Below are 13778 nucleotides of genomic sequence, written 5' to 3' on the forward strand. Positions count from 1 at the left end.
TCACGACGGCAGCGACCCACGGGGGTGGTCGCTGTCGTCGGCCGCACCGGCCCCGGGCCGATTGTCAGTGGCACCGCCTAACGTCGGGTCCTCACCTGGACCGACGGAGAAGGGCCCCGCCATGGAGTTCCGTATCGACCGCAGTGCACTGACCGATGCCGTGGCCTGGGCGGCCCGCGTGCTGCCCACACGCTCTCCGGTGCCCGTGCTCGGCGGGCTGCTGCTGGAGGCGGACAGCGGGTGGCTGCGGATCTCCGGCCTCGATTACGAGGCGTCCGCCTGCATCGAGGTCGAGGCGGAGACCGTACGGGCCGGGCGGGTGCTGGTCATGGGGAGACGGCTGCTCGATGTGTGCCGGGTGCTGCCCGAAAGTCCGGTGGTGTGCGCGGTGGAGGGTTCACGGTTCTCGGTGACCGGCGGCGGCGCCCGGTTCGGGCTGTCGGTACTGCCGTTGGACGACTATCCGGCGCTGCCGCCGCTGCCCGGGGTGCTGGGGGCGGTGGACTCGGAGGAGTTCGCCGCGGCCGTCGCCCATGTGGCGGTGGCCGCGGGCCGGGACGACACGCTGCCGACCCTCACCGGGATCCGGGTCGGGCTCGACGGCGACACGATGACGCTGGCCGCCACCGACCGGTACCGCTTCGCGGTGCGCACGCTCGCCTGGAAGCCGGCGACGGCGGATGCCTCGGCCGATGTGGTGGTGTCGGCCCGGCGCCTGACGGAGATCGCCCGCTCCTTCGGCCGCTCCGGCATGGTCAGCGTCGCCCTGGATGCCGGGTCGGCCGGCTTCGAACTCGCCGGAATGCGCACCACGGTCCGGCTCCTGGACGGCCGGCTCCCCCGGCACGACAAGCTGTTCGCGATGACCGACCCGACGACCGCGATGACGGACCGGGCGCCCCTGGTCGAGGCCGTCAAGCGCGTCGCGGTGGTCGCGGACGGCGACAGCCCCCTCCAACTGACCTTCTCCGGCGAGTCGGTGCTGCTTCAGGCGGGGTACGAGGACGATGTCGCGTCCCAGCGGCTGCCCGCCGTCCTGGAGGGCGCCGATGAGTTGACGGTCGCGTTCAAACCCTCGTACCTGATGGACGCCCTGGCCTCGTTCGACGCACCGGTCGTCCAGTTCAGCCTGATGGGTCCTGGCCAACGCGCCATGATCACCGGCCGGGCGGCCGAGGGCGGCACCGCGGAGTCGGATCAGGGCCCCGCACCCCGTCCGACGCACCGGCACCTGTTGATGTCGGTGAAACCACTGGTCTGAGGACGGCGAGGCGGTGACCGGCCTCATGCGAGCCGATCCTTCCGGCGAACACCGCCCGGAAGAACGAAGCGGGGGTGTGCCCTGGCCGTGGCCGGGCACACCCCCGTCGGGCGGAGGGATCCACAGGCTGTGGATCGGAGGGTCGGTTCAGCGGCGGATCAGCAGCTCAGGTTCGAGCCGGGGGTGGTGCCCAGGATCTGCACGAAGGCCCGGTACCGGTCGATGCGGCTCTGGACCTGGGCGGGGTTGCCGCCGTTGCACTCCAGCGAGCCGTTGATGGAGCGGATCGTCTCGCCGAAGCCGGCGCCGTTGACCATCGCGTTGTGGGCGGTCATGGTGCCCGGACCGTTCTGGGTGTTCCAGTACCAGAGACCCGTCTTCCAGGCCACGGACGCGTTCTGCTCGACCAGGTACGGGTTGCCGAGCAGGTCGATGCCGAGTGCGTCGCCCGCTGCCTTGTAGTTGAAGTTCCAGCTGAGCTGGATCGGGCCGCGGCCGTAGTACGCGGACTGCCCGGCCGGGCAGCCGTAGGGCCGGCCGGTGTCGCAGTAGTGCGGGTAGTTGGCCGTGTTCTGCTCGACCACGTACACCAGTCCGCCCGTCTCATGGCTGACGTTGGCGAGGAATGCCGCCGCCTCCTGACGCTTGACCGTGTCGCTTCCGGTGTTGGCGAAGCCCGGGTAGGCGCTCAGGGCCGCGGTCAGTCCGCTGTACGTGTAGAAGGGGTTCCGGCTCGGGAACATCTGGTTGAACTGCGCCTCGCTGACGACGAATCCCGACGGGGTGCCCGGATCCGTTCCGCCACCGCAGCTGCCCTGGTCCGCCCAGACGTCGGAACTGCCCGGCCGCTCGTTCTGGGTCCACCACTTCGCGGTCCAGTTGTGCCCGTTGTACGAGGCCGCTCCGCCGCCCGTGTAGACGGACGAGGCGTTCCAGGGTGCCGCGCACTCGGCCGCCGAAGCGGTGGAGGCGGGGAGGACGACGAGCATCGCGACGACCGCGCCCAGCGCGGCCAGCATGCCCATGACGCGTCTCATCATGTGATCACTCCTTCGGTGCGGTGCACCGAGCGCGTCGGTGCACCGCCATGGGGGGTGACCGTCACTCAAGCGCCGCTGGTCTGTACCTGTCAAGGTCTAGACCAACGCAAGGAGTCTTTCCGAAGAGGCGCCGTGGAGTGCGTCCACAGCACATACGCAACGCCGGAGCGGGCCTCAACAGGAGTAATTCCGGAAGAAGTTCATCCGGATCACCGGGCGGGCAGCCGGCCGGACCCGGACGAAAACCTTTGCGCCCGTCCAGCATGCGGAACGACGAACCGGCCCGCCCGCCGGACCCCGCCGCTGCGCGAACGGCAGGCGAACGTCAGCCGAAAGGATCCGGCCGCCCGCCCCGACTCCCCCATCGCGCACATACGGTGGCCCGAACCGGGGGCCGGTACCGCACCGGTACGCGTACGCGCGTGCACGCGTTCGACGAGGGGAGCGCGAGGAAGCCGTGGAGTGGTTCAGCGCCGAGAACATCGTGGCCGTGTGCACCGCCGTGCTCGGCGTCCTGGCCTCCGTCGGAGTGCTCTGGTACGAGCGCCGGGTACCCCGCCGCAAGCGCATCGGCTACCGGGTCCAGATGGACACCCCGATCGGCAGCGACGTCAGCGAGGGCCGGGCCAATGTCCGGCTCGGGCTCTTCAGCGAGACGCCCGACATGGCCGATGCCACGCTCGTCCTGCTGCGCGTAGAGAACGACGGCTCGCAGTCCATCGCCGACAACGACTACACGGGCCGTGAACTGCACGGACTGACCGTGGAGTTCACCGGCCGCACCGTACGCGGCATCGCGGTCACCCAGGCACCCGGCGCCGACCATCTGATGGAGCACTTCACCCCGGCGGGCGGAATGCGCCACAGCGGCCGGCTCATCCGGCTGCCGCGCGTCCCCCTCAACCGGGGAGAGCACTTCAAGCTGCTGGTGCTGCTCACCGGATCGCACGTGGGCAGCCCCATCAGGATCACCGGCGGCATCCGGGACGGCGAGGTGACCCCCAACAGCGCCGCCCGCCCCGACGAGAAGCCCCCGATGTTCGGCCGGGCCGCCCGGCTCATCACCGTGGCACTGACCGTCTGCGTCATCACCCTGGCCTCGATCATCCTGGTCCGCGACGACACCCCGCCCCCGATGGGCTGCGCCCGGGGCACCCTGACAGTGACCGGCTCCACCGCCTTCGAACCGGTCGTGCGGGAACTGGCGCAGAAGTACGAGAAGGAGTGCGAGGGTTCCACCGTCACCGTCGACGCACACGGCAGCAACGCGGGGATACGGGAGCTCGCCGACCGGGGCGCGACAGCCGGTACGTCCGGCTCCCCCGCACTGATCGCCCTCTCCGACGGCCCCAAACCGGACGGCTACCCGCAGCTGCGCGAGAACCGGGTCGCGGTCTCGCTCTTCCGCCTGGTCGTCAACGACCGGGTTCCCGTCAAGAACCTCTCCCTGGCCACCGTCCGGAAGATCTACCGGGGCGACATCCGCAACTGGAAGGCGCTCGGCGGACCCGACCTGCCCGTACTCCTGGTCAGCAGGGATGCCAACTCCGGCACCCGCGAGGTCTTCCAGCGCCGCGTCCTCGGCCACAACGAACCCGCCCAGTCGTCCCGCGACTGTGCCACCAAGGACGACGCCGCGGCCCGGGTCATCCGCTGCGAACTCGACTCCACCGACCAGGTCCTGGCCACCGTCGGCCGGCTCGACGGCGCGATCGGCTACAGCGAGCTGCGTTCCGGAACCGCGCTGAAGGGGGCGCACCAGCTCGCCATCGACTCCACCGTCCCGTCCGTCGACACGATCGGCTCCAGCACCTACCCGTACCGGGAGATCGAGTACGCCTACACGTACGGCCAGCCGCCCGCCGACTCGCTGGCCTCCAGCTTCCTGGGCTATCTGAGCCGCGGCAACGGCCAGGACGTCATCCGAACGCACGGACATCTGCCGTGCGCGACGCCGAAGGGGCTGCGGATCTGCGGGGAGGAGTGAGAGCGCGGAGAGGGCCGGGGCAGCAGCCGCCCCGGCCCCCTCGCGTTGTCCCGTCCTACAGGAACGAGTTGATCTCGATGGTCTCGGTACGGCCGGGGCCGACACCGATCGCGGAGATCGGGGCGCCGGACATGTCCTCCAGCGCCTTCACGTACGCCTGCGCGTTCTTCGGCAGATCGCTGAAGGTCTTGGCCTTCGTGATGTCCTCGGACCAGCCCGGCAGCATCTCGTAGACCGGCTTCGCGTGGTGGAAGTCGCTCTGGCTGTACGGGAGTTCCTCGACCCGCTTGCCGTCGATCTCGTACGCGACGCACACCGGGATCTGCTCCCAGCCGGTCAGCACGTCCAGCTTGGTGAGGAAGAAGTCGGTGAGACCGTTGACCCGGGTCGCGTACCGCGCGATCACCGCGTCGAACCAGCCGCAGCGGCGGTCACGGCCGGTGGTGACACCGCGCTCGCCACCGATCCGGCGCAGCGCCTCGCCGTCCTCGTCGAGCAGCTCCGTCGGGAACGGGCCGGCGCCGACGCGCGTGGTGTACGCCTTGAGGATGCCGATGACCCTGCTGATCTTCGTCGGGCCCACGCCGGAACCGGTGCAGGCGCCGCCCGCGGTCGGGTTCGAAGAGGTGACGAAGGGGTACGTGCCGTGGTCGACGTCGAGCAGCGTGCCCTGACCGCCCTCGAAGAGGACGACCTTGCCCGCGTCGATGGCGTCGTTCAGGATCAGCGTGGTGTCGGCGACGTACGGCTTGATCTGATCCGCGTACTGGAGCATCTCCTCGACGATCTTCCCGGCCTCGATGGCGCGCCGGTTGAAGACCTTGGCGAGGAGCTGGTTCTTCTGCTCCAGCGCAGCTTCGACCTTCTGCTCCAGGATCGACTCGTCGTAGAGGTCCTGGACGCGGATGCCGACCCGGTTGATCTTGTCGGCGTACGTCGGGCCGATGCCGCGGCCGGTCGTGCCGATCTTGCGCTTCCCGAGGAACCGTTCCGTCACCTTGTCGATCGTGACGTTGTACGGGGTGATCAAATGAGCGTTACCGCTGATCAGCAGCTTGGACGTGTCCACGCCGCGGTCGTTCAGCCCACTCAGCTCGGAGAGCAGGACGGCCGGGTCGACGACGACACCGTTACCGATGACCGGGGTACACCCCGGTGAAAGGATTCCGGAGGGGAGGAGATGAAGTGCGTACTTCTGGTCACCGACGACCACCGTGTGGCCGGCATTGTTGCCGCCCTGGTAACGCACCACATAGTCCACGGATCCACCGAGGAGGTCGGTGGCCTTTCCCTTGCCCTCGTCACCCCACTGAGCACCGAGCAGCACAAGTGCGGGCACAGGCGTACACCCCTTCCGGGCGGGGCATGTCCAAGGTCAGGGGGCGTACGTAAACGTCGTACATGCCGTACGACGATGTACGACGAAGCCTGAACCGTCGAACCGGGTGCCCCGGAATAGACGAAGCCCCTGGCGCAATAGCGCAAGGGGCTCTTGCACCAAGATGCTACCCGAGGAAGGACCGAGGTGTCGGCTGCCCAGCCCCCCGGCAACGGTGCGCACCAACTGCTGGTGGTGATCGACCCGGTCGCCCGCCGGACGGACGGCGAGTCCGTCCGTATCGCGAAGGACGTGCTGAGCGCAGGTTCGCACGCAAAAATCTGCCTCCCGGACGGGCCGGAGGAATTCGCGCGGGCCTTGTCCCGCCGGGGCAGTCGGCGTCCGGTGGTCGTCGGCGACGACCGGACACTGCTGCGCGCCGTGACGCTGCTGCACCGGGACAGGGAGCTGACCGGTGAGGCGCTCGCACTGGTTCCGGTGGGCCCGGCGGCAATGCTGGAACTCGCGCATTCGCTCGGCGTGCCCATGGGCACGGTGGCCGCGGCGCGGGCGGCGCTGGACGGTGCCGTACGCCGGCTCGACCTGCTGGTCGACGACAGCGACGGCGTCGTCCTGGGCGCCCTGCACATCCCCGCCCTGCCCACGGCGCCGGGCTCGGCGGCCGCGCACACGGGCGTCACGGCGGTCTGGGACACCTGTCGCTCCCTGGTGCGCACACTGGTCCGCCCCGCCCCGCCCACCTCACCCGCCACACCACGCACCCATCGGCTGCGGGTCGAGACGGACGGGGTGGTGCTGAACGATCTGGACAGCCCGGTCGAATCGGTGACGGTGACCTCGCAGGGCGGCGGCGGAGGCCTCGCGGACGTGGTCGTCCACACCGCGAAGGGCGAAACTCTGACGGCGGAGGCCAAGGCGGTCACGGTCTCCGGCGCGGACTTCCGCTACCGGGCGGACACCCGGATCGCCGGCCCGGTCCGGACGCGGACCTGGACGGTGCGGGCGGGCGCGTGGGGACTGATGCTCCCGGTGGCCGAGGGATAGCTCCACGCGTCGCGGGGCCGGCCGTGCGCGGGCGCGGGAACGGGCGCACTCTGGTAACAGGTCCCGGAGGTGATGGTCATGATGAAGACCGCTGTCGGATGGCACATCGAGCTGGAATTCGAGGAGGACAACCGCCGCACCCGCGCCGCCGCCCTCGTACGACTCCCTGATGGCAACGAGGTACGTGCGCACGGGTACGCCAGCCGCCACCCTTCCGACTCCCAGCAGCCGAGGGTCGGCGAGGAGATCGCAGGAGCCAGAGCGATGAACGAACTCGCGATGAACCTGCTGACCAAGGCGCACGACGAGATCGACGAGGCGTCCGGCCGGACGTCGCACCCGCTGGCCTGAGCCGCCCCGGGGCTCAGGGGCCGGCGCCCGTCCCCAGCCGTTCCGTTACGAGAGGTCCAATTTCTTGCGGTAGTCGCGCCAGCGGTCCATCAGGCCGATCAGCTCCGTCTGCAGGAACTCGAAGAACTCCGCCGTCTCCGTGAGCCGCGCACCGGCAGGCGTGTCCTGGCCCAGGGTGCGTGCGCCTTCTCTGAGGGTGTGCTCCCAGCGGGTCAGGACCCGGTCGCGGCTGGCGAAGGTGGCGTACCAGATCTCGTTGTGCAGGCGGTAGCGGTCCCGGCGCGAGCCGGGGTCGCGCTCGCGGCCGACCATGCTGACCTGGGTGAGGTAGTTGATCGCCCCGGACACCGCCGCCGGGCTGATCTGCAGCTGTTCGCTGAGCTCCGCCGAGGTCATGGAGCCGTCGTCGTCCGCCAGCAGCGCGGCGAAGACGCGGGACGCCATCCGCTGCATGCCCGCCTCGGTCATATCGGCCGCGAAACGCTCCACGAACCGCGACACGGCCTCCTCGTCGCGGCCCTGCTCGGGTTCGCTCCCGGGTTCGTGCGCACGTCCGTCTGCGCCGGTTTCGCTGCTCATCGCCCCATCGTCTCCCCTGGAATTCCGGCGGGTCCCCCGGCCCCGGACCACACCTTGACTTTATATGCTTCCTTAACTTCACAACTTTGTGAAAGTAGCGTACGTTCAGAAACATGACGAAGGCAATCACCGTGGCCGGACTGCACAAGTCGTTCGGGCGGACGCACGCACTGGACGGCCTCGACCTCGCGGTCGAGACCGGTGAGGTCCATGGCTTCCTCGGGCCCAACGGTTCCGGGAAGTCCACCACCATCCGGGTTCTGCTGGGCCTGCTGCGGGCAGACTCCGGCGCCGCCCAGCTGCTCGGCCGGGACCCGTGGAAGGACGCGGTCGAGCTGCACCGCCGGGTGGCGTACGTCCCCGGTGACGTCACCCTGTGGCGCAACCTCTCCGGCGGCGAGGTGATCGACCTGTACGGGCGGCTGCGCGGCGGCGGCCTCGACAAGCAGCGGCGCGCCGACCTCATCGAACGGTTCGAGCTGGACCCCACCAAGAAGGGGCGGACGTACTCCAAGGGCAACCGCCAGAAGGTCGCCCTGGTCGCCGCACTCGCATCCGACGTCGACCTGCTGATCCTGGACGAGCCGACCTCCGGGCTCGACCCGCTGATGGAGGAGGTCTTCACGGACTGCGTGCGGGAGGCCGCCCGCGAACGCGGCCAGACCGTACTGCTCTCCTCGCACATCCTGAGCGAGATCGAGACACTCTGCGATCGCGTCAGCATCATCCGCAAGGGCGTCACGGTCGAGACCGGGTCCCTCGCGGACCTGCGCCACCTGACCCGTACCAGCGTCACCGCCGAACTGGCCGCCGCACCGAACGGGCTCGCCCAGTTGCCCGGCGTCCATGACCTCGACGTCCAGGGCAGGCGGGTACGGCTGCAGGTGGACACCGACAAGCTCGACGCCGTGCTGCGTTCGCTCACCACCTCGGGCGTACGGTCGCTGACCAGCACCCCGCCCACCCTGGAGGAGCTGTTCCTCCGGCACTACCAGGACGATGCGGCCACGGTCCCGGAAGAGGCGATGTCGCGATGACCGCGGAACTCGCGGTACGCCGCGGCGGTGCCGGGCAACTCACGGGAATCACCCCGCTGTTCAGGCTCGCTCTGCGCCGGGACCGCATCATGCTTCCGGTGTGGGTCCTCGTGCTCACCCTGATGGTCGTCAGCGGCGGCTCGTCGATCGAGCAGCTCTACGACACTCCGGCCGCCCGCGCCGAGGTCGCCGCGTCCATGAGCGCGAACAGCTCCTTGCGCTCCATGTACGGACCGGTCTTCGGCGACTCGATCGGAGGTCTGGTGGCCTGGCGGTTCGGCGTCCTCGCCGCCACACTGGCCGCCGTGATGAGCCTGATCATCGTCATCCGGCACACCCGCGAGGAGGAGGAGACGGGCCGTCAGGAACTGCTCTCCTCAGCAATGGTGGGGCGGCGCGCCCCCCTGACATCGGCGTTGCTCACCGCCCTGGCCGCCAACGCGCTGGTCACGCTGTTCATCACGGGCGGCCTCGCCGGACAGGGCGGAACAGGAGCGCTGGCACTCGGGCTCGCCGTCGGCGCTACCGGAATGCTCTTCGCGACGATGGCGGCGATCGTCGCGCAGCTCACCGAGAGCGCGCGGCTCGCCAAGGGGATGACGGGCGGCGTGCTCGGCCTCGCCTTCCTGCTGCGGGCGGCCGGAGACTCCGGCGCGAACGACGGGTCGTCCGTACTGACCTGGCTGTCGCCGATCGGCTGGGCCGAGAACATGCGACCGTACGCCGGCGAGCGCTGGTGGGTGCTGCTGCTTTTCGTGGCGGCAGTCGCGGCTCAGGCCGCGGCCGCGTACACACTGGCCGGGCGGCGCGACATCGGCATGGGCTTCCTCCCGGCCCGTCCGGGCCCGGCCGAGGGCCGACTCGCCACCGCGGGTGGCCTGGCCCGGCGGCTGCAGCGCGGCACGCTGCTCGGCTGGACCGCGGGCTTCGCCGTCGCGGGCGTCGTCTTCGGTGGCATGGCCGAGGGTGCGGCCGACCTGGTGGGTGACAACGAGCAGGCCAAGGAGATCTTCGCGCGGATGGGCGGACAGGAGGGCATGACCCAGGCCTTCCTGGCCACGATGGTCGGGATGCTGGGGATGATGGCCGCGTTGTATGTGGTGGCATCGATCCTCCGCCTGCACAGTGAGGAAACCTCGCAGCGCGCCGAACCGCTGCTCGCGAACCGCCTGGGGCGGTTGCGGTGGGCAGCCGGGCACCTGGTGATCGCGTTCGGCGGCGCGGTGGCCATCATGCTGGTCGGCGGGCTCGGTCTGGCCGTCGGATACGGCGACGAGTTCGGCGCGGTGCTCGGGGCGTCGCTGGTCCAGGTGCCCGCGATCTGGCTCCTCGGCGGTCTGGCGGTCCTGCTGTACGGAGCGCTTCCCAAAGCGGCTCCGGCGGCGTGGGGTGTGGTGGGAGCGTGCCTGCTGATCGGCTGGATCGGCCCGGCGCTCGACCTGCCCCGGTCAGTGATGAACCTGTCGCCCTTCGGTCATCTGCCGAAGCTGCCGGGCACCGAGATGCAGTGGGCTCCGGTGCTGCTGCTCACCGCGATGGCGGTGGCGCTGACGGGCGCGGGACTGGCGGCGCTGCGGCGACGCGACCTCCTGACCTGAGCAACGGTCCGGCCGGTCGGACCGAGTCCGGCTGAACCGCGTGCACGGCCGGACCTCCATGCGGCCGGCCCCCGGAGGGGCAGAACTCTTCCCGGGGCGGGCCGCTCCTCCCGCGAGGCACGTGCGGCCGGGCCCTGCGCCGTGCGCTCACCGCCTTCGGTGTCGCCTTCGACGTCCTGGACGGACCGCGCCTCGCGAGCGGCCCGGGGTGCTGAGCGGCGTTCGGCGGCTTCCCGTCACAGCTCCACGCGCAGCTCCTTCACGCCCCTGATCACGTAACCCGGGTTCCACTCCGGCTCGGCCGCCAGCCGCATCCCGGGCGCCCGGCGCAGCAACTCGCTGAAGGAAGCCGAGAGTTCGACCCGGGCCAGCGGCGCGCCCAGGCAGAAGTGGATGCCGGCGCCGAACGAGACGTGCGGATTCTCCCGCCGGGACAGGTCCAGCGTCTCCGGGTCCGTGAAGCGGGCCGGGTCGCGGTTGGCGGAGCCGAAGAGCAGGGCCACCTCCGAGCCGCGCGGGATGACCGTGCCGTCGATCTCGATGTCGTCGAGGACCCAGCGCTCGAACATCTGCAACGGAGTGTCGTACCGCAGCAACTCCTCCACGGCCGTGGGCAGCAGCCCGTGGTCGGCGCGCAGGGCCGCCAGCTGCTCGGGATGGCGCAACAGCGTCCACCAGCCGTTGACGGTGGTGTTGACCGTCGCCTCGTGTCCCGCGTTCAGCAGCAGCACGCAGGTGGAGACCATCTCCTGCTCGCTCAGCCGCTCCCCCTCGTCGTGCGCGGCGATGAGCGCGGAGATCAGATCCGTACCGGGGTTCTTGCGGCGCTCCGCGATCAGCTCCCGCAGATAGGCGGAGAATTCCACCGAGGCGCGAACGGCGGCGCTCGCGGTCTCCTCGGACGGGTTCAGTTCGAACATCCCGCAGATCGCCGCCGACCAGGGCCGCAGCGGAGCGCGGTCGGACGCGGGGATGCCCAGCATCTCGGCGATGACGGCGACGGGCAGCGGTTCGGCGACCGCGGTGAGCAGGTCGCCGCCGCCCGCCTCGACGAAGCTGTCGACCAGCTCGGCGGCCAGCCGCCGCACCGTCGGGACGAGCCGCTCCACCGTACGCGGGGTGAATGCCTTGGAGACCAGGCGCCGGATCCGGGTGTGGTCGGGGGCCTCCAGATCGAGGAGCCCCTGCCCGTTGAGGGTGGTGAAGGGCTCGTACGCGGCGGGCGGGGGCGTGCGGCCGAACTCCTCGTGGGTGAAGCGGTGCAGATAGGTGCGGCCCAGGCGCCGGTCCCGCAGCAGCGCCGACACATCGGCGTGGTGCGGGACGAGCCACTGGTCCGTGGGCTCGAACCGGTGCACCCTGCCGGTGGCCCGCAGCGCGGCGTAGGCGGGGTACGGGTCGGCGACGAACGCCGGCGACCAGGGATCGAACGAAGCGGCGGACTCGGGCTGGGGAGACGGGTGCATGGAAGGACGCTAGCCGCCCGCCCGCCGGTGCGGCGGCTCAGGCCGGGGTGACCAGCCGCGCCTCGTACGCGAACACCGCCGCCTGCGTACGGTCCCGCAGCCCCAGCTTCACCAGGATGCGGCTCACATGCGTCTTGATGGTGGACTCGGCGACCACCAGGTGCGAGGCGATCTCCGCGTTCGACAGGCCCTGCGCGATGAGGACGAGCACTTCCGTCTCGCGCTCCGTCAGATCGCCGATCCGGGCGAGCGCGGGCGTCCGCGGGGCCCCGGCGAGCCGGGAGAACTCGGTGATCAGCCGCTTCGTGACGGTCGGTGCCAGCAGCGCCTCCCCGGCCGCCACCACCCGTACCCCGTCGGCGAGCTGGCGGGCGGAGGCGTCCTTCAGCAGAAACCCGGACGCCCCGGCGCGCAGCGCCTGGTACACGTACTCGTCGAGGTCGAACGTGGTCAGCACGAGCACCTTGGCGGCCGCGTCGTTCGCGACGATCTCACGGGTCGCCTCGATGCCGTTGAGCTCCGGCATCCGGATGTCCATCAGCACCACGTCGGGCCGCAGCGCGGCGGCCTGGGCGATGGCCTGCCGGCCGTCGACGGCCTCGCCGACGACCTCGATGCCCGGCATCGCCCCCAGGAGCACCGAGAAGCCCTCACGGACCATCATCTGGTCGTCGACGATCAGGACACGGATGTCGTTCATGAGGTCTCGCTCTGCGTCGGTTCCTGGGCCAGGGGTACGGGGATGAACACGACGATCTCGTACCCGCCGTCCGCCGTCGTCCCGGCGGTCATCTCGCCGTTCAGCATGGCGACCCGCTCCCGCATCCCCGTGATGCCGTGACCGGCGCCCGGCGAGGGCTTCACCGGACCGGTCGGCGGCCCGTTGACGACCCGCAGCCCGAGCCCGCCGAGCACATAGCCGATCTCGACCTTGGCGGCGGCGCCGGGCGCGTGCCGCAACGTGTTGCTGAGGGCTTCCTGGATGATCCGGTACGCCGACAGCTCGACGCCCTGCGGCAGTTCGCGTACCGCTCCGGTGACGGTCTTCTCCACCGCCAGGCCCGCGTCCGCCACGTTGGCGAGCAGTCCGTCCAGCTCGGCGAGGGTGGGCTGCGGGGCGTCCGGCGCCTCGTAGTCCTCGGCCCGCACGACACCGAGGACCCGGCGCAGTTCGGTGAGGGCGGCGACGGCGTTCTCCCGGATGGTGACGAAGGCCTGCTCCAGCTCGGGCGGCGGGTTCTCCACCCGGTACGGGGCGGCCTCGGCCTGGATCGCGACGACCGACATGTGGTGGGCGACCACGTCGTGCAGCTCGCGGGCGATGGTGGTGCGCTCCTCCAGCAGCGTGCGCCGGTCGCGTTCCACGGCGGTGACGGTGCGCTGCACGGTCACCTCGCGCTCCGCCTCCCGGCGGGTCTGCACGACGGTCACCACGAGCAGGGCGAACGCGGAGGCCACGGCCATCGGCCCGGTGGTCGACGAGTAGTGCCAGCCGAAGTTCTCCAGGAAGGTACCGAGCACCACGGTCAGGACCCACATCCAGGCGGCGGTACGCGGCCGGGTCCGGGCCGCGACCACGACGAGCACCACCAGGTGCGAGAGGAACATGCTCGGCACCCACGGCCAGTCGCCACCGGTGATCACGGCTGTCACCGGAGTGAGCGCCATCGACATCCAGAACGCGCCGACCGGCCGGAACAGCGTCATCACGACGGTCAGCGCCGGGAGCAGCCCGGTCAGGATGATCTCGATCCCGGACCAGATCCCGGAGCCGTCCGCCGAGCCGATGCCTATGCCTATGAGGGCCGTGATCAGCGCGGCCAGCCCGACCAGCGCGTGCGGCGTCCGGGCGGCCCGCGCGCGCATCCGCTCGGACAGCCGCCGGGTCAGCGCCCCGTCGGTCCGCATGGGCGCCAGCGGACGGTAGGCGAACGCATCGTGGAAGAGGTCCTGCCGCAGGCCGCCTATCGCCCCTGCGGCCAGCCGGAACTCGGGGCTTCTGGTCTTGGTGGTCTCGGTCACGCTCCCAAGGTAGGCGGCCGGGCGCACCACGTCGTCAGCAGTGATACGGATCCT

At 70.6% G+C, this 13778-nt stretch carries 12 protein-coding genes; 6 read left to right on the top strand and 6 right to left on the bottom strand.

The genetic code is table 11. From position 1 onward, the window contains the following. Positions 1-121 precede the first annotated feature (121 nt). Entirely contained in the window at positions 122-1261 is a 1140-nt protein-coding gene (dnaN, locus tag OHA88_RS22900; RefSeq protein WP_328626874.1) for a DNA polymerase III subunit beta, read from the top strand. Between the two features lie 158 nt (positions 1262-1419). Here dnaN and OHA88_RS22905 read toward each other — a convergent pair whose 3' ends face one another. Then, complete coding sequence (locus OHA88_RS22905; protein ID WP_267003632.1) at positions 1420-2301, bottom strand: glycoside hydrolase family 19 protein; 882 nt, start codon at positions 2299-2301, stop codon at positions 1420-1422. 457 nt (positions 2302-2758) lie between these two features. Here OHA88_RS22905 and OHA88_RS22910 point away from each other — a divergent pair, with 457 nt between their 5' ends. Beyond that, complete coding sequence (locus tag OHA88_RS22910) at positions 2759-4288, top strand: substrate-binding domain-containing protein (RefSeq protein WP_326604975.1); 1530 nt, start codon at positions 2759-2761, stop codon at positions 4286-4288. Between the two features lie 55 nt (positions 4289-4343). Here the strand turns inward: OHA88_RS22910 and OHA88_RS22915 are convergent, their stop codons facing one another. Beyond that, on the bottom strand, positions 4344-5627 hold the full coding sequence (locus OHA88_RS22915; protein WP_267003636.1) for an adenylosuccinate synthase: 1284 nt from the start codon (positions 5625-5627) through the stop codon (positions 4344-4346). A 186-nt stretch (positions 5628-5813) separates the two neighbouring features. On the opposite strand from OHA88_RS22915, the gene OHA88_RS22920 reads away from it, so the two are divergent. Then, positions 5814-6671, top strand: a complete 858-nt coding sequence (locus OHA88_RS22920; RefSeq protein ID WP_328626875.1) for a diacylglycerol kinase — start codon at positions 5814-5816, stop codon at positions 6669-6671. A gap of 78 nt (positions 6672-6749) precedes the next feature. Further along, the gene (locus OHA88_RS22925) at positions 6750-7022 is read left to right on the top strand and encodes a DUF1876 domain-containing protein (RefSeq protein ID WP_267003640.1); all 273 of its coding nucleotides are present in this window, start codon (positions 6750-6752) and stop codon (positions 7020-7022) included. Positions 7023-7067: 45 nt separating this feature from the next. Here the strand turns inward: OHA88_RS22925 and OHA88_RS22930 are convergent, their stop codons facing one another. Further along, entirely contained in the window at positions 7068-7601 is a 534-nt protein-coding gene (locus OHA88_RS22930; protein ID WP_267003642.1) for a GbsR/MarR family transcriptional regulator, read from the bottom strand. A gap of 113 nt (positions 7602-7714) precedes the next feature. Between OHA88_RS22930 and OHA88_RS22935 the strand changes: the two genes are divergently transcribed. Continuing rightward, positions 7715-8638: an ABC transporter ATP-binding protein gene (locus tag OHA88_RS22935; protein WP_328626876.1), complete on the top strand. Its 924-nt coding sequence runs from the start codon at positions 7715-7717 to the stop codon at positions 8636-8638. After that, positions 8635-10236 carry an ABC transporter permease gene (locus OHA88_RS22940; protein WP_328626877.1) on the top strand — a complete coding sequence of 534 codons (1602 nt, stop codon included), beginning with the start codon at positions 8635-8637 and terminating at the stop codon, positions 10234-10236. The genes OHA88_RS22935 and OHA88_RS22940 overlap by 4 nt, the downstream gene beginning before the upstream one ends. 236 nt (positions 10237-10472) lie before the next feature. On the opposite strand, the gene OHA88_RS22945 is transcribed toward OHA88_RS22940, so the two are convergent. From OHA88_RS22945 to OHA88_RS22955, 3 genes are read right to left on the bottom strand one after another with little or no spacing between them, the layout of a single operon-like run. Next, positions 10473-11702, bottom strand: a complete 1230-nt coding sequence (locus OHA88_RS22945; protein ID WP_328626878.1) for a cytochrome P450 — start codon at positions 11700-11702, stop codon at positions 10473-10475. A 37-nt stretch (positions 11703-11739) separates the two neighbouring features. Further along, positions 11740-12402 carry a response regulator transcription factor gene (locus OHA88_RS22950; RefSeq protein WP_328626879.1) on the bottom strand — a complete coding sequence of 221 codons (663 nt, stop codon included), beginning with the start codon at positions 12400-12402 and terminating at the stop codon, positions 11740-11742. Next, positions 12399-13724, bottom strand: a complete 1326-nt coding sequence (locus tag OHA88_RS22955) for a histidine kinase (protein ID WP_328626880.1) — start codon at positions 13722-13724, stop codon at positions 12399-12401. The genes OHA88_RS22950 and OHA88_RS22955 overlap by 4 nt, the downstream gene beginning before the upstream one ends. Positions 13725-13778: the final 54 nt, after the last annotated feature.

The organism is Streptomyces sp. NBC_00353 (assembly GCF_036108815.1).
Lineage (GTDB): Bacteria > Actinomycetota > Actinomycetes > Streptomycetales > Streptomycetaceae > Streptomyces.

Bases quoted from the DNA above. Each gene is read 5' to 3' on its own strand.
- dnaN (WP_328626874.1), top strand. From the start codon at position 122: ATGGAGTTCCGTATCGACCGCAGTGCACTGACCGATGCCGTGGCCTGG.
- OHA88_RS22905 (WP_267003632.1), bottom strand. From the start codon at position 2,301: ATGATGAGACGCGTCATGGGCATGCTGGCCGCGCTGGGCGCGGTCGTC.
- OHA88_RS22925 (WP_267003640.1), top strand. From the start codon at position 6,750: ATGATGAAGACCGCTGTCGGATGGCACATCGAGCTGGAATTCGAGGAG.
- OHA88_RS22930 (WP_267003642.1), bottom strand. From the start codon at position 7,601: ATGAGCAGCGAAACCGGCGCAGACGGACGTGCGCACGAACCCGGGAGC.
- OHA88_RS22935 (WP_328626876.1), top strand. From the start codon at position 7,715: ATGACGAAGGCAATCACCGTGGCCGGACTGCACAAGTCGTTCGGGCGG.
- OHA88_RS22940 (WP_328626877.1), top strand. From the start codon at position 8,635: ATGACCGCGGAACTCGCGGTACGCCGCGGCGGTGCCGGGCAACTCACG.
- OHA88_RS22945 (WP_328626878.1), bottom strand. From the start codon at position 11,702: ATGCACCCGTCTCCCCAGCCCGAGTCCGCCGCTTCGTTCGATCCCTGG.
- OHA88_RS22950 (WP_328626879.1), bottom strand. From the start codon at position 12,402: ATGAACGACATCCGTGTCCTGATCGTCGACGACCAGATGATGGTCCGT.